Origin of the sequence: Pseudomonas sp. NPDC090755 (assembly GCF_044769005.1) — a bacterium.
GTDB lineage: Bacteria > Pseudomonadota > Gammaproteobacteria > Pseudomonadales > Pseudomonadaceae > Aquipseudomonas.
Window position 1 is genome coordinate 1 of record NZ_JBIVXC010000004.1, and the last position, 23,238, is coordinate 23,238.

Annotated in this window: 17 protein-coding genes; 9 read left to right on the forward strand and 8 right to left on the reverse strand. The window is 63.0% G+C overall.

Features of this window, described 5'->3' with window-relative positions; translation table 11 throughout:
* Positions 1-208: 208 nt before the first annotated feature.
* Entirely contained in the window at positions 209-3,001 is a 2,793-nt protein-coding gene (locus tag ACIQUS_RS08435; protein WP_403045410.1) for a LuxR C-terminal-related transcriptional regulator, read from the reverse strand.
* Positions 3,002-3,283: 282 nt separating this feature from the next.
* Between ACIQUS_RS08435 and ACIQUS_RS08440 the strand changes: the two genes are divergently transcribed.
* A complete protein-coding gene (locus ACIQUS_RS08440; RefSeq protein WP_403045413.1) occupies positions 3,284-4,834 on the forward strand; it encodes a long-chain-fatty-acid--CoA ligase in 1,551 nt (516 codons plus the stop codon).
* 5 nt (positions 4,835-4,839) lie between these two features.
* On the opposite strand, the gene ACIQUS_RS08445 is transcribed toward ACIQUS_RS08440, so the two are convergent.
* Positions 4,840-5,856: an AraC family transcriptional regulator gene (locus ACIQUS_RS08445; RefSeq protein WP_403045415.1), complete on the reverse strand. Its 1,017-nt coding sequence runs from the start codon at positions 5,854-5,856 to the stop codon at positions 4,840-4,842.
* 172 nt (positions 5,857-6,028) lie between these two features.
* Between ACIQUS_RS08445 and ACIQUS_RS08450 the strand changes: the two genes are divergently transcribed.
* The 6 genes from ACIQUS_RS08450 (at position 6,029) to ACIQUS_RS08475 (ending at position 12,499) form a co-directional block, all read left to right on the forward strand.
* Positions 6,029-6,538, forward strand: coding sequence for a 2,4'-dihydroxyacetophenone dioxygenase family protein (locus ACIQUS_RS08450; RefSeq protein WP_403045418.1), 510 nt, complete (start codon positions 6,029-6,031; stop codon positions 6,536-6,538).
* A gap of 15 nt (positions 6,539-6,553) precedes the next feature.
* Positions 6,554-7,459, forward strand: a complete 906-nt coding sequence (locus ACIQUS_RS08455) for an SDR family oxidoreductase (protein WP_403045420.1) — start codon at positions 6,554-6,556, stop codon at positions 7,457-7,459.
* Positions 7,460-7,499: 40 nt separating this feature from the next.
* Positions 7,500-8,912, forward strand: coding sequence for a DUF1254 domain-containing protein (locus ACIQUS_RS08460; protein WP_403045423.1), 1,413 nt, complete (start codon positions 7,500-7,502; stop codon positions 8,910-8,912).
* Between the two features lie 2 nt (positions 8,913-8,914).
* Positions 8,915-10,393 carry a DUF1254 domain-containing protein gene (locus ACIQUS_RS08465; protein WP_403045426.1) on the forward strand — a complete coding sequence of 493 codons (1,479 nt, stop codon included), beginning with the start codon at positions 8,915-8,917 and terminating at the stop codon, positions 10,391-10,393.
* A 93-nt stretch (positions 10,394-10,486) separates the two neighbouring features.
* A complete protein-coding gene (locus ACIQUS_RS08470; protein ID WP_403045429.1) occupies positions 10,487-10,912 on the forward strand; it encodes a PaaI family thioesterase in 426 nt (141 codons plus the stop codon).
* Positions 10,913-10,951: 39 nt separating this feature from the next.
* On the forward strand, positions 10,952-12,499 hold the full coding sequence (locus tag ACIQUS_RS08475; RefSeq protein WP_403045432.1) for a long-chain fatty acid--CoA ligase: 1,548 nt from the start codon (positions 10,952-10,954) through the stop codon (positions 12,497-12,499).
* Between the two features lie 903 nt (positions 12,500-13,402).
* Here the strand turns inward: ACIQUS_RS08475 and ACIQUS_RS08480 are convergent.
* A complete protein-coding gene (locus ACIQUS_RS08480) occupies positions 13,403-14,737 on the reverse strand; it encodes an MFS transporter (protein ID WP_403045434.1) in 1,335 nt (444 codons plus the stop codon).
* A 233-nt stretch (positions 14,738-14,970) separates the two neighbouring features.
* Here ACIQUS_RS08480 and ACIQUS_RS08485 point away from each other — a divergent pair, with 233 nt between their 5' ends.
* On the forward strand, positions 14,971-15,834 hold the full coding sequence (locus ACIQUS_RS08485; RefSeq protein WP_403045436.1) for an MBL fold metallo-hydrolase: 864 nt from the start codon (positions 14,971-14,973) through the stop codon (positions 15,832-15,834).
* Positions 15,835-15,855: 21 nt separating this feature from the next.
* Here the strand turns inward: ACIQUS_RS08485 and ACIQUS_RS08490 are convergent, their stop codons facing one another.
* A complete protein-coding gene (locus ACIQUS_RS08490) occupies positions 15,856-16,422 on the reverse strand; it encodes an isochorismatase family protein (protein WP_403045438.1) in 567 nt (188 codons plus the stop codon).
* Positions 16,423-16,661: 239 nt separating this feature from the next.
* Between ACIQUS_RS08490 and ACIQUS_RS08495 the strand changes: the two genes are divergently transcribed.
* Entirely contained in the window at positions 16,662-17,270 is a 609-nt protein-coding gene (locus ACIQUS_RS08495) for a dTMP kinase (protein WP_403045440.1), read from the forward strand.
* A 136-nt stretch (positions 17,271-17,406) separates the two neighbouring features.
* On the opposite strand, the gene ACIQUS_RS08500 is transcribed toward ACIQUS_RS08495, so the two are convergent.
* The 4 genes from ACIQUS_RS08500 to ACIQUS_RS08515 form a co-directional block, all read right to left on the reverse strand.
* Complete coding sequence (locus ACIQUS_RS08500; RefSeq protein WP_403045442.1) at positions 17,407-18,216, reverse strand: MBL fold metallo-hydrolase; 810 nt, start codon at positions 18,214-18,216, stop codon at positions 17,407-17,409.
* 67 nt (positions 18,217-18,283) lie between these two features.
* Positions 18,284-20,737 (reverse strand): RND family transporter, encoded by a 2,454-nt coding sequence (locus tag ACIQUS_RS08505; RefSeq protein ID WP_403046103.1) that lies wholly within the window; start codon positions 20,735-20,737, stop codon positions 18,284-18,286.
* Positions 20,738-20,790: 53 nt separating this feature from the next.
* Positions 20,791-21,810 (reverse strand): WD40/YVTN/BNR-like repeat-containing protein, encoded by a 1,020-nt coding sequence (locus ACIQUS_RS08510; RefSeq protein WP_403045445.1) that lies wholly within the window; start codon positions 21,808-21,810, stop codon positions 20,791-20,793.
* Positions 21,811-21,890: 80 nt separating this feature from the next.
* On the reverse strand, positions 21,891-23,234 hold the full coding sequence (locus ACIQUS_RS08515; RefSeq protein WP_403045448.1) for a DUF1329 domain-containing protein: 1,344 nt from the start codon (positions 23,232-23,234) through the stop codon (positions 21,891-21,893).
* Positions 23,235-23,238 lie beyond the last annotated feature (4 nt).

Below are 23,238 nucleotides of genomic sequence, written 5' to 3' on the forward strand. Positions count from 1 at the left end.
TACCCGAAGCGCAGCGTAGGGCCGTATGCAGGAGCGAGCGGTTTTGGTTCCTTTTGCCAAGACAAAAGGAACCCGCCGTAAAGGCGGAAGGGGCCAGCAGCACCACTGCATCAAATGGATAAGCCCGCCAACTAAAAGCCCAAGCCCAAGCCCCAAGTTCACATCCCCGATACTTCGTGAAGAACCTTTCACACACCCGCTACACCGTTCAGGCGTCTTCCCGGCCAGACTCGAAGTCGCGCATGCGCGCCACGGCCTCGTCGCGGCTGTTCACCCCCAGTTTGCTGTAGATATGGCTCAGGTGCCATTTGACGGTTTCCGGGGAAAGCCCCAGGGCCCGGGCGATTTTCTTGTTCGGCAGCGCCTGGGCAAGCAACAGCATGATTTCCAGTTCGCGTTCGCTGAGCTCCTCGAAACCTTGCGGAGCAGGGCGTCGACTGCCGGCGCTTTTCTCCTGGGCGAGGGTCGGCCCAACAACGGCAACGGCCCCCGCCGTCTGCAGGCGTTCGACATAGAACGTCAGCACCGGATCGAGCGACTCCTGGGCGGCTACCTCATTGATCAGGTCCAGCGCCCCGGGGTGGGCATCGAGCAGGCTGCGCATAAGGCCGAACCGGTGCCCCCGGCGCAAGGCTTCCATGACCTTGGTGTGCGCCAGTTCATGCTGGCCACGCTGGCGGTCGACGCTTGCGGAGAACATCAGCATGCGCACCGCAAGGCCCTGGCGGCCGTGGCCTTCACACCAGGCCAGCAATTGTTCCAGACGCAGCGAGGCACCTTGCAGGTCGCCACGAGCCGCGCGCATCCGCGCCTGGGCGTGCAGGGCAAGCACCTGGATTTCCTTGAGCGGGCTGTCATCCGTGCCGAGATGGCGCGCGTGGAGCGCGTCGAGCTGCGCCATCCGGGTTTCAGCAGCGACCTGATCGCCAAGCTGCAAGTGCCAATACACCCGCCAGACCAGGCTGTAGGCCTGCAAGCGGTCGAGCTTGAGCTTGCTGGCATAGTCTTCCAGGCGCTCGACATAGGCGAATGCCTCCTGGCGGTGCCCGGCCAGCCACTGGATAGACCCCAGGATGCTGTACACACGCAGCACCGAGTCGGGAATGGAAATGCGTTCGAGGATATCCAGCCAGCCGGTGAGCAGCTCGTAGGCGGCCTGCAACTGGTTGGTTTCATAGAGCACCTGGCCAAGCAGCGCGGTGGCCAGATGACGTGCATCGGTGCAGGCCTTGCCACCGCGTTCGGCCTCGTAGAGCACGTCGCGATAGACCCGCTCGGCCTGGTTGACCTTCCCCTGCATCGCCAGGCTGAGCCCGACCAGGCAGCGTCCCTGCAGGGTACCTGCGGCGGTGCCGGTCAACGGCATGCCGTCAACCAGCAATTGCGGACGCTCCAGCTGGATGCGGCGTGCCAGTTCGTATTCACCGCGGTGCATGTACAGCCAGGAGCGAATGTTGATGCTGCCGCCCACCAGCACCGCATCGGCTTCGCGGGGCGGATGGAGCATCTGCGGCAGCACAGCCATGGCGCTCTCGGTATCGTCGCACTGCACCGCGAGGGTGGCACGCAACATGACCAGGCGAAACCGTGTAACGGCGTCACTGTGCGGAATGGTCTGCCAGAGGTGGTCCAGCAGCTGCGAGGCGGCGGTGAAGTCGCGCGCGAAGATGTGCAGGCGCACCATCAGGATGCTCAAGGCACTGCTGGCCTGCACCTGTTCGGCAGGCAGGCAGCGCATCAGGTCGACCAGCAGGCGCAGGTCGCCCTGGGCGTACAGGCGTTCGGAATGGGCTTCGACGAGCCGGGCGGCGTCTGCCGCCTGGCCACCGAGCACGGCATGGCGCACGGCCTCGTCGAGCTGGTCGTGATCGCGGAACCAGGACCACGCCCGGGCGTGCACGGTGCGCTGCTCATCCTTGCCCAGCGTGGCGAAGCGTTTGAGCAGGGTCTCGCGCAGCAGCGGGTGCAGGCGGAACCAGCGCTGCTCGGTGCCGCTCTCGACCGAAATCAGGAACAGGTTGTCGCTTTCCAGGCGTTCGAGCAGGGTGGCCGCTTCGCCAATCGCCTGTGGGTGGCCGGTGAGGGCGGCACACAAGGGGACGCAGAACTTGTTGCATACCGCCATGTGCACCAGCAGTTCATGGTCGCTCTGGCTCAGTTGCGCCAGGACCTCGTTGGCGAAAAACGTTTCGAACGCCGGAATGTCGCGCAGCTGGCCCGGCTCACCCTGGACCTGGCGCGGCCTGCGGCGGCTGACGCAAAGCAGTTGCAGGCCGGCCGCCCAGCCATCGGTGAGGTCGTGCAGCTGGCGCGCTTCGCCTGGCGTGATCTGGTTGAGCTGGCCCTTGAGGAACTGCTCGCTCTCCTCGGGCAGAAAACGCAGGTCGTTGCCGTCCAGCTCCAGCGTCAGCGCCTGGCTGCGCAGGCGCGCGAGCGACAGGGGTACCACGCTGCGCGAGACCAGTGTCAGGTGCAGGTTGGCGGGCGCATAGTCGAGCAACCATTGCAGGGCTTCGTGGATGGCGGTGTTGGTGAGGTTGTGCAGGTCGTCGAGGACCAGGACCAGTTCCCGGCCTCGCTCGGCGATGCCCCGTACCAGGCTGATGACGGTACGTTCCACGGTTTCGCTGTCCGTGCCGCGACCTTCCAGTTGCGCGGCTTCGCGTGTTATTTCCGGATCGACCTGGGCGAGGCTGGCGAGCAAGTAGTCGAGGAAGCGGTTCAGGTCGTTGTCTTCACCGGTCAGGGTCAACCAGGCGAAGTCATAACCCAAGGGCAGCAATTGCTGGCGCCAGGCGATCAGCGCGGTGGTCTTGCCGTAGCCGGCGGGGCCCCGCAGCACGAAGCAGCGGCGCTGTCGCGCGTCCAGCAGACGACCGGTCAGGGCCTGGCGGGGAACCAGGGAGTTGCTGCTGCGGGGTGGCAGCAGCCGGGTGGCGTCGATAGTGCCTTGTGGGTGGCTACCACTGCCTGGGGATGCGGGTTTGTTTTTCTTATGCATGGCCAATCCGGAGGCGGTCCGAAGGTGAGCCCGATAGGGGCAGACCATCAGCTTAACGCCAATCATGCCTACCTGTGCATCCCCCCAAGACCGCCACCCGACTCGGGTGGCGGTCTGTTATTGACGGGAGCGGACACTGAGCCGGGCTGTCGCCGTGGCTTGAAGGCCCGCATAGCCTCGTCATGCCCGTGCCCGTCGGGCGTCACGCCCCCACGCCGGGCGCGACGCCCGACGGGCGGGCACCTTGAATCCGAATAAAAGCAATAAGCAGAGGATGAACGCATGTACCTGACCCAAGGCCTGCAACGGGCGATACAACAGACGCCGGACCGTATCGTCACCATCTGCGGCGAGCGACGCCGCACCTTCGCCGAGTTCGGCGAGCGCGTCGCACGGCTCGCCGGTGCCCTGCAGCACCTGGGCATGCATGCCGGAGACCGGGTAAGCATGCTGGCGGTGAACTCTGACCGTTACATCGAATATATCTATGGCACCTGGTGGGCCGGTGGCGTGCTCAACCCGGTCAACATTCGCTGGGCGACCGCGGAAATCGTCTATTCGCTGGACGACTGCGACACCCGTTTGCTGCTGGTGGATGACCATTTCCTGCCGCTGGTCGAGGGCATCCGCGCCACGGCGCGTCATGCCCCGGTGTGCATCTATGTCGGCGACGGCCAGGTCCCGCAGGGCATGCTGGACTATGAGAGCCTGCTGGCAGCGGCCGAACCGGTGGCGGACGCCGGTCGTGGCGGCGAGGATCTTGCCTGCATCATGTACACCGGCGGAACCACCGGTTTCCCCAAGGGCGTCATGCAGACCCACCTGAACCTGTGGTCTGCCTGCCTCCAGCGCCTGGCGGAGGTGCATCAGACGCGTGACCAGCGCGACCTGCACGTGATGCCGCTGTTCCATATCGCCGGCCTTGCGCGGATCGTCTGCAGCTTCATGATCGGCAGCACCCAGGTGATCGTTCCGACCTTCGATGCGGGCGAGGTGCTACGCCTGCTGGAGGAAGAGCAGGTGAGCGACGCGATTCTGGTGCCCACCATGATCCTCGGCCTGCTTGCGCACCCCGACTTTTCCCGTCGCAATCTGCAACACCTGCAGCGCATGACCTACGGCGCATCGCCCAGTGTCGGGGCGATGATCGAGCAGGTCGTTGCGAAGCTGCCGCACCTTGCGCTTTCCCACTCCTACGGGCTGACCGAGGCGTGCCCGATCGTTTCCACCAACCCGCCGCACAACCACAGCCCGCAAGCGCGCAAGAGCGGGCTGGTCGCATCGGTCGGCCGGGGCGGGCTGGGGGTGCTGGTGAAGATCGTCGACGAGCAGGGCGAAGAAGTGCCGCGCGGCACGGTGGGGGAAATCATCGTGCGCGGGCCGAACATCATGCAAGGCTACTGGAACAAGCCCGAGGAGACCGCCAAGGCGCTGCGCGATGGCTGGCTGTACACCGGCGACGGTGGCTACATGGACCCACAGGGTTACCTGTTCATCGTTGACCGGCTCAAGGACATGATCGTCAGCGGCGGCGAGAACGTGTATTCGGCAGAGGTGGAGAACGTGCTGGCCCGACATCCTGCGGTGGCGTTGTGCGCGGTGATCGGCGTTCCGCACCCGCAATGGGGCGAGGCGGTGCATGCGGTGGTGGTGTGCAAGCCGGGTGTCGAGGCGAGCGAAGAGGCGATTCGTACCCATTGCCGGGAATACATTGCCAGCTACAAGTGCCCGAAAAGCGTCGAATTTCGTGATGCATTGCCATTGACCGGCGCCGGCAAGGTGCTCAAGCGCGATCTGCGCGACAGCTATCGGGCAAACCTTGCCAAGGACTGACCGTCCTAGCGCCGATCCTTGTGCGGCGTGACGCCTTTCCATCGCCGGTAGGCGCGGATGAAACACGAGGGCTCGCCATACCCCAGGGCATCGGAGACATGCTCCAGCGTCAGGCCATCGGCGAGCAGTTGCAGGGCCAGGGTTTCGCGCACCTGGTCCAGCAGCTCCCGGAAGCTGGTGCCTTCATCGGCCAGGCGCCGGCGCAAGGTACGCGAGGTCACATGCAGCTCCCGGGCGACGGTTTCCATGTCCGGCAGTTGCCCGGGCTGGGCTACCAGCCTTTGCCGCAGCTGTGCGCTCAACCCCTCGCCACTCAGGCGTTTGAGCAACGCGGCACATTGCGCGTCGGACTGGCGGGCGAGTTCGGTATTGGCGTAGGGCAGGGGTTGGTCGAGCATTTCGCCGGCATTGGCCACGATGACATTGGCCTGGGCGTCGAACATCGGCTCGACACCGAACACCTCCAGATAAGGCGTGACATCGGTTGGCCGCCGCTGGCGCAAGGTCACGCTGACGATCGGCAGCGAGCTGCCGGCCAGGTCGCGCATGAAACTGCGTGACATGCCCAGGTCGCGATCCACCATGAATGCCTGCACATCCTCCGGCAAACGCTGCTCATCGATGGTAGCGACCAGCAGGTTGCCCACCTCCTGCAGGTGGAAATCAGTGAAGGGGTTCCACAGCTTTTCGTAACGCACCGTCATCGCCAGCGCCGCGCGCAACGTCGGGCAACTGAGCAGTGCGAAGCCCCAGACGCCGCGTGTGGCCAGACGGTAGCGCAGGCCTGCCTGCAACCCGATGCCCGGAACCGCCCCCAGGGCGCCGACCAGGTTGCGGATCATCTGCACTTCCTGCCCGGCGGTGACCTGCAGTGCCGGATCATCAAGACGCTCAGGGCTCAGCCCGGTCCCGGCCAGGCAACAATCGGCGTCGACGCCATGGTCCAGGGCGAACTGAAGGAGCAGCTGCAGGGGCGCGGCGCCAGGCAATACACGTCTGGCCGTGTAAGGAGATTGTTGCATGGGCGGATGGCCTGTCGAAGGTTGTCCGAAAATGTCGATTTTGTGTCCCATGGTGCCATACCGGGCGAGTAGGGGGCTAGCTAGAATCGGGCTCAATAACAAGAAGCGACAGGCCGGGTTTCCGGACCCTCCGGACACCTTGGGCTCATCGCAAACCAGGAGCGGACACGCCATGGCATTGCCGAGCATCATCACCGACCAGGACGAACTGCTGACGATCAGTTCCAACGAGCAACCCTGGATCACGGACTTCCCGGTTCCCGGGTCGCACATCTGCCCGCTGTTCCTCGATCCGCAGAACGGCATCTGGGTGCTGCGGGTCAAGGTTGGCCCGGGCATCCTGCTGCCCAATCACTTCCATACCGGCACCGTGCACCTGTACACCGTGAGCGGTCGTTGGAACTACGTGCAGTATCCGGACCAGCCGCAGACCGACGGCTGCTACCTGTACGAGCCGGGCGGCTCGATCCACCAGTTCATGACCCCCGTCGACGGCCCGGCCGAGACCGATACCCTGATGGTCATCCAGGGCGCCAACGTCAACTTCGACGCCGACGGCAACTTCACCCACGTGGTCGACGCCGGTTTCATCGAGGCGATGCTGACCAAGGTCGCCCGTGAGCGCGGCATGTCTCCCCTCAAATACATCCGCAGCCTCGGCGCTGCCTACTCGGCGGCCTGAACAGGAGACACGCAGATGCACGATTTCCACGACAAGGTCGCTGTCATCACCGGTGGTGCTTCCGGCTTCGGCAAGGCGTTCGCCGTGCTCGGTGCCTCGCTGGGCATGAGGCTGGTGCTGGCCGATATCGACCAGGGCGCGCTGGACGCCGTGGTCGAGGAGCTGCAGGCAACCGGCGCCACGGTGATCGGCAAGCGCACCGATGTGTCGCGCTCAACCGATGTCCAGGCGCTTGCCGATACCGCGGTCGGCGCCTTCGGCCAGGTCGACCTGCTGTTCAACAATGCCGGGGTGGCGCCGGGCGGGCTGGTCTGGGAACGCTCCGAGCAGGACTGGAACTGGGCGCTGGGCGTCAACCTGCACGGTGTGATCCACGGTGTGCGGATCTTCACCCCGCTGATGCTCGCCGCCGCCGCGAAAGACCCTTCGTACCGCGGCCATATCGTCAACACCGCCTCCGTCGCCGGCTTGACCACAGCGCCTACGCTAGGCCCGTATTGCGTGACCAAGCACGCCGTGGTGGCCCTGAGCGAGTCGCTGTACCACGACCTGGCGCTGGTCAGCGAACAGGTGCACTGCTCGGTGCTGTGCCCGGGGTTCGTTGCCACTGGCATCAGCCGCTCGGATCGCAACCTGCCGAGCGAGGATGCGACCGCGACGGAACCCAGCCGGGCGCAACGGGCGGCCATGGCCATGCTCGACCAGGGTATCGCCGCCGGCACCCTCAGCGCCGACGATGTGGCCCGCACCACGTTCGACGGTATCCGCGACCTGCGCTTCTATCTGCTCCCGCATCCCGGCTCGATACAAGCCGTGCGCCAGCGCTTCGACGAAATCCTCGACCTGCGCAACCCGACCGGCCCGTTCGCGGAAAACTCGCCCATTCGAGAAACGCTGACGGCCTCCCTGCGCGGTGAATGATTCCGGTCGTTCCCACCTGTTACCCGATCAAGGAATTCCAATGAGTCTTTCCTCCAGAACCCTGCTGGCGCTGGCAACCCTGCCGCTTGCCTGCGCCACGGCCCAGGCGGCTTCCGAACAGGAAGTGTATGAAATTGCCAGGGACGCTTATGTGTATGCCTACCCCTTGGTGATCATGGGCGCGACCGTCGCCCAGACGACAAACTATGCCGTGCCCACCGGCATTGCCGCACAAGGCCCCGTCAACCAGTTCACCCATGGCAAGGCGTTCGTCTCGGCTGACTTCAAACGCGTCGTGCGCCCGAACGTGGACACGCTTTATTCAACCGCTGTGCTCGATCTGGGGCCGGAGCCGATGGTGTTGTCGGTACCTGCTTCGGACCGTTATTTCATGTTGCCGCTATTGAGCCTCTGGACCGATGTCTTCGCCGTGCCTGGAACCCGCACCACGGGGGCCAATACCGCGCGCGATTTCCTGGTGGTCGCGCCCGACTGGAAGGGCACGGTGCCGGCCGGTCTGGAGGTGATTCGCAGCCCCACGCGTATTGCCACCATCGCCGGCCGGACCCAAACCAACGGCAAGGACGACTACGCCAATGTCCACAGGCTTCAAGCGCAATACAAGGTGACCCCGCTATCGGCCTGGGGCAAGGCTGATTACCGTGCGCCCACGCACCCGGTCGATTTGAGCATCGACATGACCACGCCACCGCCGGTCCAGGTCAGAAACATGGATGCTGCGGCTTTCTTTGGCCATTTTTCCGATCTGCTCAAGGACAACCCGCCCAGCAGCGCCGATTACCCGATGATTCATCGGCTGGAGCGCATCGGCTTCAAGGTAGGTCAGCATTTCGATGTGAATGCCGCCCCGGCGCCCGTCAGGAAGGCACTGGAGCGGGCCACGGCGGACGGGCGCGCGGAGGTCGAAAACCTTGGAAAAGACGCCGTGGGTGGCAATGCCAAGGGGTGGGCCTATACGGCGCAAACCGGCAGCTACGGTGTCGATTACCGGTATCGGGCGGCCATGACCCAGTGCTGCCTGGGCATCAACCTGCCACAGGATGCGAGCTATCCATCGCTGTCGGTCGATGAAAACGCCCGGCCGCTCAATGGCAACAGCCGTTACGTCCTGCATTTCAAACAGGGTGAACTCCCGCCGGTCGAAGCCTTCTGGTCGCTGACGGCCTATGACGCGGACGGCTACTTCATTCCCAACCCGCTTGGCCGACAGGCCTTGGGCGACCGCGACAAGCTCCGGTTCAACGCCGATGGCTCGCTCGATCTCTATATCCAGGCAGACTCGCCGGGCAAGGATAAGGAACCGAACTGGCTTCCGGTGGCGTCGGCACCGTTCACGCTGATGCTGCGGTTGTATTCCCCCAAGGGTGAAGTGCTCGCCGGCGAATGGAAAGCGCCTGTGGTGAAACGCCAAAAGACTCACTCAGGAGCCTGAACATGAACCCACGCATGCTCAAACGCGTAGGCCTGCTGGTCGGGGTGGCGTTGCTATCGCCGGCAGCAAGCGCGGCCACCCTGCAGGAAACCTATGAAATCGCCCGTGAAGCCTACGTTTACGCTTACCCCATCGTGACCATGGACGTCTCGCAACGGCAGGCGACCAACGTTGCCGATGCAGCCAGCGTGCCGATGCGGGCACCGCTCGACCAGTTCGCCCATGTGCGCAGCTATCCCAGGGCCGAAACCCGTGACGTGGTGCGGTTGAACTTCGATACGTTGTATTCCTCGGCCTGGGTCGACCTCAGCCGTGGGCCGGTGGTGCTGTCGGTACCGGACATGGCCGATCGGTATTACCTCCTGCCGATGCTGGACATGTGGACCGACGTATTCGCCGTGGTGGGCTCGCGTACCACCGGCTCGAAGGCCGGCCACTATGCGCTGGTGCCCCCCGGGTGGGTGGGCGAGCTGCCCGCCGGGATGCTGAAGATCGTCGCGCCGACATCCATGATCTGGATTCTCGGGCGCACCCAGACCAACGGCCCGGCAGACTACGAGAAGGTGCGCAAGGTGCAGGACAGCTATACGTTGACGCCGCTGGCCCAGTGGGGCAAAGCGGCCGTCCCGCGCACGGCAGCGGCACCCGATGCAGCCATCGACAACACCACGCCACCGCTCAGGCAGGTCAATGCCCTGGACGGCGTCACCGTGCTCAGCCGGCTGGCCGGGCTCATGGCCAAGTATCCGCCCCATGCAAACGACTATCCCATCCTTGCCCGCCTGCGCAGGATCGGCCTGGAGCCGGGCAAGCCGTTCGACCCGGCCAGGCTCGATGCGCAGGTGGTGGACACCATCAATACTGCCGGTCGTGATGCGCTGGCAGGCCTGCGCCAGGCCAGCCTCAGGCGCGCGGGGCTGGAGCAGCGCAATGGCTGGGCCAGCGCACTGCGCACGGTGGGCACCTACGGCACGTCCTACGAGATGCGCGCCCGGGCCAGCCTGATCGGCCTGGGCGCCAACCTGCCCGAGGATGCCATCTACCCGGCATCCTTCACCGATGGCGACGGCAAACCCTACGACGGTAGCAACCGTTACGTGCTGCATTTCGAAAAGGACGGGTTGCCGCCGGCGGATGCCTTCTGGTCGATCACCCTGTATGACGCCGACGGGTTCCAGGTGCCGAACGCCATCAACCGTTTTGCCCTGGGCGACCGCGATGCGCTGAAGTTCAACGCCGACGGTTCGCTCGATCTGTATATCCAGCACCAGTCGCCGGGCGGGGACAAGCAGGCCAATTGGCTCCCGGCGCCCAAGGGGACATTCAACCTGGCCCTGCGGCTCTATTCGCCGCGCCAGGCAATGCGCGACGGCAGCTGGGCACCCCCACCTGTGAAGCGCGTTCAGGAACAACTGGCACCGGCATCGGCGGGTGAAACGCCGCCACCTGAGGCGGGTGGTTCGCGACCCTCCGCTTCCTGATGTACTCGCGACAAGCGGCCTGCGTCTGGCCGCTTGCTGCACCGCGTGCCATCACCGGTACCTGCACTGCCACCCTGAACAACGAGGAACACGATGAGCGCTAATTCCCCTATGGAAGGGTTCGAGGTCTTTCCCACCCGTCCCGGTTTCATTCGCCACAATGGCGGCATCTTCCTGCACTGCGAGCGGCCGGTCATCGGCATGCATATCGCCGAGGAGCATCTCAACCCGCTGCGCATCGCCCACGGCGGCTACCTGGCGACGCTTGCCGATACGGCGTTCGGCGCAGTGCTGCGGCGCCAGTACGACCTGCCGGTCGCCCCGGTGACGGTCAACCTGAGCGTCGACTACCTCGCCGCCGTGCGCGAAGGAGACTGGGTAGAGGTCGAAGTCAAGGTGCACAAGTTCGGTCGTACCTTCATCAGTGCCAGTTGCGAGCTGAAGGTCGGTGAGCGGCTGGCCGTGCGTGCCAACGGCATCTTTACCGTGTGGACCGGCGCCATTCCTGCCATCGCGTGAACCAACGCCAGGCTGATAACAACAAGAGAGATCGCTCCAATGTATCTGACCCAATCGCTGCAACGCTCCCTGCAACAGGCGCCGGACCACACCGCCACGATATTCAACGAACGACGGCGCACCTTCCGTGAGTTCGCCGACCGGGTAGCCCGACTGGCCGGCGCCTTGCAACGCGTGGGCATGGCCAGTGGCGACCGGGTGGGCATGCTGGCGCTCAACTCCGACCGTTACCTTGAGTACTTCATGGGCGTGTGGTGGGGCGGCGGTGTGCTCAACCCGGTGAACGTGCGTTGGAGCGTGGCCGAGATCGTCTACTCGCTGGATGACTGCGACACCGGCATCCTGATCGTCGACGACCAGTTCCTGCCGCAGGTCGAGGCCATTGGCGCCAAGGCCGCCCGTACGCCGATCTTCATCCATGCCGGCGAGCTACCGACCCCGCCAGGCATGCTGTCGTTCGAGCAACTGATCGCCGACGGCCCGGCGGTGGCCGATGCCGGGCGCGGCGGTGAAGACCTGGCGTGCATCATGTACACCGGCGGCACCACCGGTTTCCCCAAAGGCGTCATGCAATCCCACCGCAACCTCTGGGCGGCCGGCATGCAGCGCATGACGGAAATGCCGCCCATTCGCGGCGGCAGCAACCTGCATATCGCGCCGTTTTTCCACATTGCCGGGCTGGGGCGCGCCGTCGTCCAGTTCCTGGCGGGCGAAACGCACGCCGTCATTGCCGCCTTCGACCCGCTGCTGGTGCTGCGCACCATCGAACGCGAGCGGGTCAACGAAACGCTGCTGGTGCCCACCATGATCCAGATGCTGCTGGCCCATCCCGACTTCGCCCGGTATGACCTGAGCAGCCTTGCCCGCATGGCTTATGGGGCAGCGCCAAGCGCCGGCGACATGATCGAGGAAGTCCGCGCCAAGCTGCCGTGGGTGGAGCTGTCGCATTCCTACGGACTGACCGAAGCGTGCCCGATCGTCTCCACCAACCCTCCGGAGAACCACAGTGCCGAGGCGGTGGCCAGCGGCCTGTCGAAGTCGGTGGGGCGCAGTTGCGTCGGGGTCAGTGTGAAGATCGTCGACGAGGAGGGCGTGCAAGTAGCGCGTGGCGTGGTCGGCGAGATCGTGGTGCAGGGCGCCAACATCATGCAGGGCTACTGGAACAAACCGGAAGAAACCGCCAAGGCGCTGCGCGATGGCTGGCTGCACACCGGTGATGGTGGCTACCTGGACGAGCAGGGCTATCTGTTCGTGGTCGACCGGATCAAGGACATGATCGTCAGTGGCGGTGAGAACGTGTATTCGGCGGAGGTGGAGAATGTCATCCTGCGCCATCCGGCGGTGGCCATGTGCGCGGTGATTGGTGTGCCGCATGCGCAATGGGGCGAGGCGGTGCATGCGGTCGTCGTGCCCAAGCCTGGCTGTGAGGTGAGTGAGGAGCAGGTTCGTGCCCACTGCCGTGAGTTCATCGCCGGGTACAAGTGCCCGAAGAGTGTGTCGTTGCGCGAGGCGTTGCCGCTGAGCGGTGCGGGCAAGATCCTCAAGCGCGAATTGCGTGATCCGTATTGGGCACAGGAGAAAGCCTGATGCTGATGGCCGTACGCCCGTTCGTGGGCGCCGGCCGTCGTTTGCCCTGAACGGGCCTTGCATGTGGGGGCGTTTTTTAGGGTTCTTCGCGGGGATGTGGTCTTGGGGGTGGGGCTGTTAGTCAGTGGGCTTATCCATTTGATGCAGCGAGGCTGCCGGCCCCTTCCGCCCTTACGGCGGGTTCCTTTTGTCTTGGCAAAAGGAACCAAAACCGCTCGCTCCTGCATACGGCCCTACGCTGCGCTTCGGGTCCCCTCCTTGCGGCACCTTCCGGGGCCACGCGGCACTACGACTTGCTACGCAAGTCTACGGCTCGCGTTCTTCGGCTACGCCGAAGGTGCTACGCACCGGCCCCTACAGGTGCCTCCACTCGGCCTTCTGAAGTCGCAGACTGCAGCGTCTGAACCTGCGCGTATGAAGAGCAAGAGCAAAAGCCAGAGCAACAGCCAGAGCAACAGCCAGAGCAACAGCGACTGCAAGTCTCTGTGTTCGCTTCGCGTGCGAAGCTTGTCTTGCGGTGGTGATTATCCACTGCGCAATCGACTTTCGAAGATAAAGCCAGCCCAGGCGCCGCCCGTAACTTTGCGACTTCAGGAGGCTGAGTGGAGGTGTCTGGAGGGGCCGGTGCGCAGCACCTTCGGCGCAGCCGAAGAACGCGAGCCGTAGACTTGCGCAGCAAGTCGTAGTGCCGCGTGGCCCCGGAAGACACCGGAGCGAAGGGACCCGAAGCGCAGCGTAGGGCCGTATGTAGGAGCAGGCGGTTTTGCCTACTTTTTCCAAGAAAAAAGTAGGCCGCCGTAAGGGCGGAAGGGGCCAGCAGCGCCACTGCATCAAATGGATAAGCCCGCCGACTAACAGCCCACCCCTGACCCTCTTCCCCCAACAATCCGCAAAGAACCTATTTTATTTGAGTTTGCGATCACTCAGATGACGAGCGCGAATCCCCAGCAGCAACACCAGCGCACCTACGATCAGGTTAACCGCGATCAGGTCGAACGCGAGGTACAGGTTACCGGTACTGGACTTGATCGCCCCGACCACAACCTGACTGACGACCCCGGCCATCCCGCCGATGCAACTGATGATGGCGATACCGGCCGCTGCGGTCGAAGGGTTGAGCAATGCCGGAGGAATCGACCAGAACAACGCCAGCGACGACAATGCCGCCGCTGCACCGACGCTCATGATCGTCACCGACAGCAACAGGTTGCTCTGGACCACACCGAGCAGCAGAAAGCAGGCGGCGCTGAGGAACATCGGCAGCCCGACGTGCCAGCGCCGTTCCAGGCAACGGTCAGAGCTGCGGGCCAACAGGTACATCCCGATCACGCCGCCCAGGTAGGGCAGGCTCGACACCAGGCCGATGACCTTGAGGTCCTCGACGCCGAAGCCGCGAATCAGCGTGGGCATCCAGTAGGACACAGTGTTGGACCCACTATAGATGCAGAAGAACACCAGCCCGGCGAGATACACCTTCGGTTCGCGCAAGGCGTCAGCCAGGCGGCCATGGGTTTGGCTGGCGGGGGCGCCGGCGGCCAGGGCATGGTTGATCGCCGCTTTTTCCCCTGGAGTCAGCCACTTCGCGTCAGCGGGACGGTCGGCCAGCCAGAACCAGCCGAACACGCCCAGCAGCATTGCCGGTATGCCCTCCACGACGAACAGCACCTGCCAGTCCTTGAGCCCAAGCCAGCCATGGAAATGGCTCATGATCCAACCGGCCAGCGGCCCACTGATCACCCCGGCGGTCATCGCTGCCATGAACAGCACTGCCGTGATTCGCGCACGCAGCGCGGCGGGGAACCAGTAGGTCAGGTAAAGAATCACCCCCGGAAAGAAGCCGGCCTCGGCCACGCCCAGCAGGAAGCGCGCGACAATCAGTTGCTGCGCAGTGGTGACGAAGGCCGTGGCGACGGTGACCAGCCCCCACAACAGCATGATCCGGGTGAGCGTGGCTCGGGCGCCGACGCGCTGCATGTACAGGTTGCTCGGCACTTCGAAGAGAATGTAGCCCAGGTAGAAAATGCCTGCGCCTATGCCGTAGGCGGCATCGGTCAAGGCAATGTCCTCGGCCATGCGCAGCTTGGCGAAAGCGATATTGGCCCGGTCGATCGTATTGATCACGTAGCCCAGGAACAGAAACGGCAACAACCGCCAGATCGCTTTGCGAAAAACCGGCGTGGCGTCCTGGACGGTGTCATCGGCAGCCCCGCGCAAAAGCTGCTCGGCTGATTGGCTCATAGGTGTCTCCGATTTTTATTATGGGTAGGCGCCCCGGGTGGTTCGCCGGAGCAGGGCGAGCCTGCCCACCATCGCGATTTGTCCCTCGGCCTGTCCCCCCCCTTCTCAGGTGGTCTCCCCAACCCCGGGATGCTTCATAGTGCCGCTACCCTCGGTGACGGGTGGGTTTCCATGCGTCGTCGGGCGGTACATCGACGGAATTGGGCTGCGCGTGACGGCCAGAGGTAAGGGTGATGAACAAGCGCTTTTCAATTCTCAGGGGGCAATGCCGTCAGGTGGACGGTGGCCAGGCCTTCGGCACCGTGCCGCAGAAGGTCTGGGCGAACTGGCTCAGACCTGACCATCACAACCTCATCGAGCTGCCTTCCAGCGCGCTGCTGGTGCAGCAGGAAGGGCGCAACATCCTGGTCCTGGCCAGCAGCGACATGCTGCTGGCGCCCTTGCCGCGTACCTGTCGATGCCAGAACCACACGCCCAGCCTGCTCGACAGCCTGGCACAGGCCGGGCTTACCGAGCAGGACATCGACCTGGTGGTGCTTACCCATTTGCAGGCGCAGCTCGACCCCCAGATGCAGGCCGCCGTGGTTGATGGCGATATGCCGCGTCTGTTATTCCCCCGGGCGCGCTACCTGGTGGGTGAGGGCCACTGGCAGCGCGCCCAGTGTCCCCATCCGCGGGACCGCAAATTGTTCGTACGGCAGATTCTGTGGAGGCTTGAAATCTCCGGGCGGCTGGACATCATCAGCGGCGGGCGCAACGAGCAACTGGGGGCCGATTGGTATCTGCATGTCAGCGATGGCTTCACGCCAGGACAGTTGCTCCCCGAGATCCGTACCAGCACGGGCCCCATCCTGTTTGCCGGTGACCTGATACCGGGCACCCACTGGCTGGCGCTGGAGGTCAGCAGCGGCTTCGAGCGCAACCCGGAGCAGGTGGTCGAGGAGAAGGAGCAGTTGCTCGATCATCTGGTGGCGAACCGCGGGCGGGTGGTGCTGGCGCGTGACCCGCAGGTGGTCATGGCCAAGATCACCCGCGACAAGAAGGCACAGTACCAGGCCTATGACACCTGCACGGATCTGCTGCGGTATGAGGCCTGAGCCATGGGTGCCTTCATAGTGTCACAGGGTGAGCTGTGCGATCACGTCGTCAGATGACATGACTTCGGCATATTCACCACCGAGTATTGCCAACGTCAGTTCATGAACGGTTGTGGCGTCCCAGGACTTTCCATGCGCTCCGACGACGGGTACGGCTGTTGTGGCATCGGAGGGAAGGATGATGCTGTATCCGAGCGCTTTTCCCGCGCGGACTGTGGCGTCCATGCTGTTATGAATGACAACGCCCGTCAGCACCAAACGCCTTACCTGCATACCTTTTAGAATGGCGTCCAATTCGGTGCCGATGAAGGCGCAGTTTTCCTGTTTGATGATGACGGTTTCTCCCATTATCGGGGCAACCTCTTTCTTGATGCCATTCCACGGGCCATGGACGTAATAGCTGGATGTAGAAGCCTGTTCATCGTGCTTCACATGAAGAACTGGCCAGCCGTTTGATCGCCAGAGGTCGAGAAGACGTTGGATCACCGCCAAATACCCAGGATTGCTTTTGCCATCCCAATTTGGGCGATCAATGGCATCCTGAACGTCAAGGATAACAAGAGGGATAGGGCTGGGTTGATCCTTCATGTGATCTCATCTCCTTTAGGTGGGGCAAGCAGGCTGAGTGTGCTGAATCGAACCTTTACCGGCAACTGATTGCAGGTAGAACTACGTAGGAACGGCTCTCTGTAAAGCCCTTCATAAGGCCCTCTCGCTTACGCAAGGTGACTTCGGCAGACACTTTTGCGTTGGGGAATGGTAGCCTCGCCGGCCAACTGGCGCGATTTAAGCCTTGGAAAGACCCTTTACCAATCGTTATTTGAAGAATGAATCGTCAGCTATTTGTATCTCTGGATGGGCCCAAGGGAACCGGTAAGACCACACTGTTGGAGGCCGTTACGAAAGCACTGCGGGCAGACAATAGGAAGGTGATCCGGATCTGCGAGAAAAAAAGTGATCCCTACAGGGGTGAAACGATGGCCCTCGTTAACAAACTCGTCAGGAATCCCAGCCGGGATCTGGAGTTGGGCGTTTGTCAGCGCCTTGCTGATAGCCGTAGCTGGATTTCCCGACACGTGCTGGCTAAACAGCCACAGGACAGCATCATCTTGATCGATCGGTGGTATCCGTCTGATGCCGCGTTTCGTCGGTCCGTTCCGTTTGCAGAGATCCTGCGGTTGAACATTGATCGAAACGTGCGAGTGCCAGACCTGCATGTCGGGCTTGTCACCGCCCCCGATATTTCATGGGCGAGGGCAGCAGCACGATCGCGTGGGCTGGGCAGTACTGTGATCCATAAGCTGGAAGAGCATGTCGCTTGCACCCAGGCATTCGAGCGCGCGATTGGCGATCATGGCTGGGTGCTCTGCCGTAATGAAGGGACGATCGAAGACGCAACGATGAAGGTGGTTTCCGAGATCTACAGGCTGCTTTGATGCTCCTTGGTCGACTTACGTCAACGACACACTGTGACCTTCAGTCGGCTGTAGTCCCTCCTTCCCCAAGGCCGCTGCGGAACATTCAGTAACGCGGAAAAGCGCACTTCTCACGAACCGAGGGCTGCTCCCGCATTCAGGCTTCCAACTGGCGCAACTCGCTATGCTCGTCAAACGGCTGGTAACGAGCCTGACGATCACGCGCGACGCGGATCATCGCCGCACGGGGATCACGGGCCAGCACCAGTCGGCCCTTGTTGGCCACGATGTAGTCCAGCAACTGTTCCTTTTCGTCGACCAGGCGCTGCGGGTTGCAATCAAAGCCGCTGGCTACTTCCAGCGCTAACCAGTGAGTTCCGGGTACCAGGTCGCCTGCGAACACCACAGGCCCGCCAACCGTGCGGATTTCCGGCAACAGTTGCCCAGGGGTGTGACCATCGCTGACATGCAGGTGCCAACCGCTGCCCAGCTGGGGGCACGCCCCGCCGGCAATGAGCTCGACACGCTCCGAGGCCTTGAGACGCAGTACGATCTGGCGCACGAACAGGTTGCGATCCAGTGGGTGGGGACGCAGCGCCCGATGCCAATGACGCTCACTGATCATATAGCGGGCATTGTGAAACAGCAGGCGAGGGGTCTCGCCTTCGTTGATCGCCGCGCGCAGTTCCGGGCCGGGCATCGCGTGTAGATGGGTCAGCAGCACCAGGTCGATGTCGCCTTCATCCAGACCAAGGCGCGTCAGGCTGTCGAGCAAGCTGCGGGTGTGCTTTTGGCAGCGGCAGGTACGTGGCAAGGGGGCCAGCAGGGTGTCGCAGCCCGCCAGTACCAGGATGTTCTGACCGCCTTGCTGCACCAGCAAGGCTCGATTTTCCAGGTCCACCTGGTTGTCATGGTCGGGCCTTACCCAGCCCGCCCAGACACCCTTGGGCACGGTGCCGAACGCCATGCCGCCATCCACTTGGCGGCCCTGGCCATGTAGTATTGACAGTTTTCTGTACACAGGGGCTTGCACCTCAAGCATGCTCCATCAACGCAGCAGATTGCTCACGGCGTGAGTTTTTTGCCTGACTGTGCGTAAGGTTTGCACCGGCCCTTGCCGGGTCTGGCAGGAGAAAGTGCGACAGCGCCGGGATCAGCACCAGCGCACCGACCATGTTCAACACGAACATGAAGGTCAGCAGAATGCCCATGTCGGCCTGGAACTTGATCGGCGACCAGGCCCAGGTAACTACGCCGGCGGCCAGGGTCAGGCCCACCAGTGCCACCACCCGGCCGGTAAAGTCCACGGCATGTCGATAAGCGTGTCGCAGTGGCTCGCCGGCACGTTGACGGGCCAGTTGCACACTGAGCAGGTACAACGCGTAGTCCACGCCGATACCTACGCCCAGGGCGATCACCGGCAGTGTGGCAACCTTTACACCCATACCCAGCACCACCATCAGCGCTTCACAAAGGATCGAGGTGATCACCAGCGGAATCACCGCTACCAGCACTGCCCGCCAGCTGCGAAATGCCACGTAGCACAGCACAATGACTGCGGCATAGACAAAGAGCAGCATGCTGCGATTGGCCTCACGCACCACAATATTGGTCGCCGCTTCGATACCGGCGCTGCCGGCGGCCAGCAAGAACTGGCGATCTTCGCTGTTATGGGCGGCGGCGAACGCCTCACCCGCGGCGACCACCCGGTCCAGGGTTTGGGCTTTGTGATCGGTCAGGTAAGCAACGACGGGCGCCACCGAACAGTCTTCGTTGATCAACTCGGGGTTGTTGGAGGCAACGGTGCGTGCATCGTAGTTGAGGATCTGTTGGTCCGGCGACAGGGTCAGCCACTTGGGATTGCCATCGAACGAACCTGCCGTGATGCGCCGGTAGGCGTCGGTGTAGGCGGTGGTGGCCTGCACGCCTGGTACATTTTGCAGTGTCTGGCTCAAACGGTCGGTTTCGATCACGGTTTGATAATCCAGGCAGCCGTCGGCCGGGGTCTTGACGATGATCGCAAACTGGTCGCTGGAGAGCGCGTAATGGCGGGTGATGTACAGGTTGTCCTGGTTGTAGCGCGCATCCTTGCGCAGCTCCGGGGCACCAGGGTCGAGATCGCCGATCTGCAACTTCAGGCTCAAGGCGAAGCCAGCCGCTGCCAGGGCAAACCACACCGCAATGGTGATGCTGGCCCACTTGCGCTCGGTAAAGCGCGCCAGCATCGGCCAGATATGTTCGATGCCACGCAGGCGATCCGGGTCGCTGGCAAGTACCCGCGCCGCGGCGCTGCGGCTGACGCCAAACCAGGAAAGCATCACCGGCAACAGGATCAGGTTGGTGAACACCAGTACCGCGACACCGATACTGGCGGTGATGGCCAGGTCTTTGATCACCGGGATGTCGATGAACACCAGTACGGCGAAGCCCACAGCATCGGCCAGCAACGCGGTGAGGCCGGCGAGGAACAGGCGGCGGAAGGTATAGCGCGCCGCCACCAGTGGGTGGGTGCCACGGGCGATGTCGAGAATGATCCCGTTCATTTTCTGCGCAGCGTGGGAAACGCCGATAGCGAAAACCAGGAACGGCACCAGGATCGAATAAGGGTCCAGCTCATAACCCAGCAACTGGATCAGTCCCAACTGCCAGACCACTGCTACTGTCGAGCACAGCAACACCAGGAAGGTGCTGCGCAGACAACGGGTATACAGGAAGATCAGCAGGGCGGCGATCAACGCAGCCACCAGGAAATAGCCCATGACCTTGACGATGCCGTCGAGCAGTTCACCCATCACCTTGGCAAACCCGGTAATATGCAGCTTGACCGCCGTGGTCTGGTCATCCTGGGCCGTGGCGTACTTGTCGCGGATGTGCTCAAGGTTGCGCGCCAGTTGCCAGTAGTCGAGGGCCTGACCCGTCGCCGGGTCGCGGTCGAACAACGGCACGACGATCATGCTCGAGGCATAGTCGCCTGCCACCAGGTTGCCCAACAATTGCGCACGGCTGATGTTCTGGCGCAGCGCTGCGATGTCGGCGGGGCTCGCGCTGTACTGGTCGGGCATCACCGGCCCGCCGGCAAAACCGTCTTCGGTGACCTCGTTCCAGCGCACCGACGGTGTCCACAACGACTTGACCCAAGCGCGGTCCACACCCGGCGTGAGGAACAGCTCGTCGTTGATCCGTTTGAGGGTTTCCAGGTATTTGGGGTCGAAGATGTCCCCGGTCGGGTTCTCCACCACCACCCGAATTGCGTTACCCAGGCCACGCAGTTCGTTGCGGTGCTCCAGGTAATGCTTGATGTAGGGCTGGCTCTGCGGAATGGTTTTTTCGAAGCTGGCATTGAGCACCAGGCGCGAAGCGGCCGCCGCCAGCAGCAGGGTAACCAGGGTGCAAAGTACGATGACCAGCGCACGGTTATTGAAGATCAACCGTTCCAGCCAGTTGCCGGAACCTGAATCGAAGTCGTTGAGGGTGCGCACGACGGGCATGTCGTCGATGCGTTCGGTGCCTGTTGCCACGGCGATTCTCCTGAAAATTGCAGTTATCTGACGACGCGTACGCCGCGATTGCCGACCAGAACCAGACCGCCATCACCGGTTGGCGCTACAGCAAAGTACGGCGTGGGTCGTGGTATGCGCACAGGCTGGAAGCTATTGCCTTGATCCCGGCTGCGCAGCAGGTCACCGGACATGCTCACCAGCATCACGCTGCCATCGGCCAGCACGGTGCCAGCGGCCAGGCTGGCTGAGGTGCCGGTGTCGGCTTTATCCCAGCTGCCACCGCCGTCGGTGCTGCGGTAGGCATTGCCACGCAAGCCGATGACCAGCAGCAGGTCGGGCGTGGCGATCAGGTTGAAGTAACTGCCGTGGTACGGCGTCTTCACCGCGTTGAAGCGGCCTTGAGTACGGTCAAGCTTGAGCACCAGGCCTTGCTCGCCGACGGCGAACACCTCAGTGCCGGTGCCACGAATGCCATACAGGTGCAAACCCTGGGGGTTTTCGGCCCGGTGCGACCAGAACGACCAGTGTTTGCCGCCATCCTTGGTGTGCAGGATCAGGTTGAAAGCGCCAACGATGAAGCCGTTGTGCTCGTTTTCGAACCACACATCGAGCAACGGGAAGTTCATTGAGTCCAGCGGTGCGGCTGTCTGGCGATCTTCGGCAGGGGTTGCTGCCTGCCACAGTGCGAGCAACTGACGCCCATCAAGCTGACGCTCCCAACTACGCCCACCATCGCGGCTGTGCAATACCAGGCCATCGTGGCCTACCGCCCAACCACGCTGGGCATCGATGAAATACAAGGCGGTGAGGTCAACGCTGGCGGGTGTGTCGGCTTGCTGCCAGCTGTTGCCTTGGTCATCGCTGTAAAGAATGTTGCCACGCAGCCCCACGCTGACCAGCCGTTGTCCGGCGAGCGTCACGGCATTGAGCGGTGCGGCGTAGGCCTGCAGGCTGCGCAACGGTGGCGCATCTACCGGTGCAATGAAGGTTGCCTGAGCGTGTAGCGGCAGGCAGTGCAACGCTGCTGCCGCCACGAGTGGTCGTGCCCATTGAAGTGCCATGGCTGAACCCTGTTTTTGTTGTTGTAAAGAAAGGCGCCCCACCTGCTGTTACATCGCTGGTGGGGCGCGCAGCGTTGTGCTCAGCGGATCCCGGAACCTGCCAGGGCGTCAGGTGCCCAGAAGCTTGCAGGCAGACCTTCATCGGCATAACCAACGCCGTTCTTGCCGGGCCAGAAGTTCACGTAGTAGCTGCCGGCAATCAGGTCGTAGTGGCCGCCGAACTGCTGGAAGAAGCTGTTGGCGTCATAGTTCTGTACCGAATAGGCAAAGCCTGCGCGCCACAAATTGTCACGTGCGTCGTACTGGTCCGAGGCCATGAACGACCAGCTGTCTTCGTCGATATAGAAGTCACGTTGCTTGTAGACATGGCGCTGGCCGGGCTTGAGGGTGGCGCGCACGACCCACACACGGTGCAGCTCCCAGCGCACGAAGTCCGGGCTGATGACACCGGGTTTGAAGACGTCGCGGGCCTCGTTGGCGTAGACCATCCGGTAGTTGTTGTACGGGACGTACATTTCTTTCTTGCCGACGATGGTGAAATCGAAGCGATCCATCGGGCCGTTGAACATCGCCGCATCATCCATGGTCGACATGCCCGAGGTACTGGTGTTGGGCGTGTCATAGCTCAGGTCCGGGGCTAACTTGACCCTGCGCTGGCCAGGCAGGTACTGGTAGGTGCGACGCTCGCCGTCCGTGTAGTTGGTGCGTTGGAACACCAGGAAGGCTTCGCCGGCACGGCGCGCCGGGCCCGAATAGTCTGCGCGGGCGCGCAGGAGCCCACCGTTATAGGCATCGCCGCTCAGGTAGTAGTCGTTCTGCTGACGGAATCGACCGCCTGTGGTGAGAGTCAAAGTGCCTGCCGAGTTGACGCTGTAGGCACTGTAACCGCGCATGTCGACGAGCTTGCCGGAGTAGTTGGTCAGCGCGTTCCACATCACTTCGATGCCACGCTCGGGGATCGGGAAGGGCACACTCTGACGCACGCCTTGCAGCGAAAAGCCGTCGCTGGCGATGCTGGCCTTGCCGGCGTTGCTGATGGTGTTGTCGCCTAACCATCCTGGTGCTGAAGCCGTGCGATGCGTGGGGTAAACATCGATGCGGTAGTCGGGATAGCGCTTCATCAGGGCCTGAGTACCGGCCGTGAGTTTGTCGGTGTACTGCGCCATGTTGCTGGCATTGATCGACAGCAGTGGCTTTTCACTGGCGAAGGGGTCGGGCCGTACGAAGCCGGATTGCGTGATTCCCGCCGGGGTTGCGCTCAAACCTCCGGTGTAGGCAGGAATGCTGCCATCAGCGTTGGCCGCTTTTTCGGCGCCGGTACGAGTCAGGGTGCCACCCAGTTGGGAATAGTCAGGTGCTGCGAACGCCTGGGCGCCCTGAAGCATGAGCAGGCAACTTGCCAGGAGGGTCGGGGAAATGCGCATGTTC

What these genes read in the sequence shown, in the direction of transcription:
- ACIQUS_RS08515 (WP_403045448.1), bottom strand. Translation starts at nt 23,234, where the DNA reads ATGCGCATTTCCCCGACCCTCCTGGCAAGTTGCCTGCTCATGCTTCAG.
- ACIQUS_RS08470 (WP_403045429.1), top strand. Translation starts at nt 10,487, where the DNA reads ATGAGCGCTAATTCCCCTATGGAAGGGTTCGAGGTCTTTCCCACCCGT.
- ACIQUS_RS08450 (WP_403045418.1), top strand. Translation starts at nt 6,029, where the DNA reads ATGGCATTGCCGAGCATCATCACCGACCAGGACGAACTGCTGACGATC.
- ACIQUS_RS08510 (WP_403045445.1), bottom strand. Translation starts at nt 21,810, where the DNA reads ATGGCACTTCAATGGGCACGACCACTCGTGGCGGCAGCAGCGTTGCAC.
- ACIQUS_RS08500 (WP_403045442.1), bottom strand. Translation starts at nt 18,216, where the DNA reads ATGGCGTTCGGCACCGTGCCCAAGGGTGTCTGGGCGGGCTGGGTAAGG.
- ACIQUS_RS08475 (WP_403045432.1), top strand. Translation starts at nt 10,952, where the DNA reads ATGTATCTGACCCAATCGCTGCAACGCTCCCTGCAACAGGCGCCGGAC.
- ACIQUS_RS08440 (WP_403045413.1), top strand. Translation starts at nt 3,284, where the DNA reads ATGTACCTGACCCAAGGCCTGCAACGGGCGATACAACAGACGCCGGAC.
- ACIQUS_RS08435 (WP_403045410.1), bottom strand. Translation starts at nt 3,001, where the DNA reads ATGCATAAGAAAAACAAACCCGCATCCCCAGGCAGTGGTAGCCACCCA.
- ACIQUS_RS08445 (WP_403045415.1), bottom strand. Translation starts at nt 5,856, where the DNA reads ATGCAACAATCTCCTTACACGGCCAGACGTGTATTGCCTGGCGCCGCG.
- ACIQUS_RS08480 (WP_403045434.1), bottom strand. Translation starts at nt 14,737, where the DNA reads ATGAGCCAATCAGCCGAGCAGCTTTTGCGCGGGGCTGCCGATGACACC.
- ACIQUS_RS08460 (WP_403045423.1), top strand. Translation starts at nt 7,500, where the DNA reads ATGAGTCTTTCCTCCAGAACCCTGCTGGCGCTGGCAACCCTGCCGCTT.
- ACIQUS_RS08485 (WP_403045436.1), top strand. Translation starts at nt 14,971, where the DNA reads ATGAACAAGCGCTTTTCAATTCTCAGGGGGCAATGCCGTCAGGTGGAC.
- ACIQUS_RS08465 (WP_403045426.1), top strand. Translation starts at nt 8,915, where the DNA reads ATGAACCCACGCATGCTCAAACGCGTAGGCCTGCTGGTCGGGGTGGCG.
- ACIQUS_RS08505 (WP_403046103.1), bottom strand. Translation starts at nt 20,737, where the DNA reads ATGCCCGTCGTGCGCACCCTCAACGACTTCGATTCAGGTTCCGGCAAC.
- ACIQUS_RS08455 (WP_403045420.1), top strand. Translation starts at nt 6,554, where the DNA reads ATGCACGATTTCCACGACAAGGTCGCTGTCATCACCGGTGGTGCTTCC.
- ACIQUS_RS08495 (WP_403045440.1), top strand. Translation starts at nt 16,662, where the DNA reads ATGAATCGTCAGCTATTTGTATCTCTGGATGGGCCCAAGGGAACCGGT.
- ACIQUS_RS08490 (WP_403045438.1), bottom strand. Translation starts at nt 16,422, where the DNA reads ATGAAGGATCAACCCAGCCCTATCCCTCTTGTTATCCTTGACGTTCAG.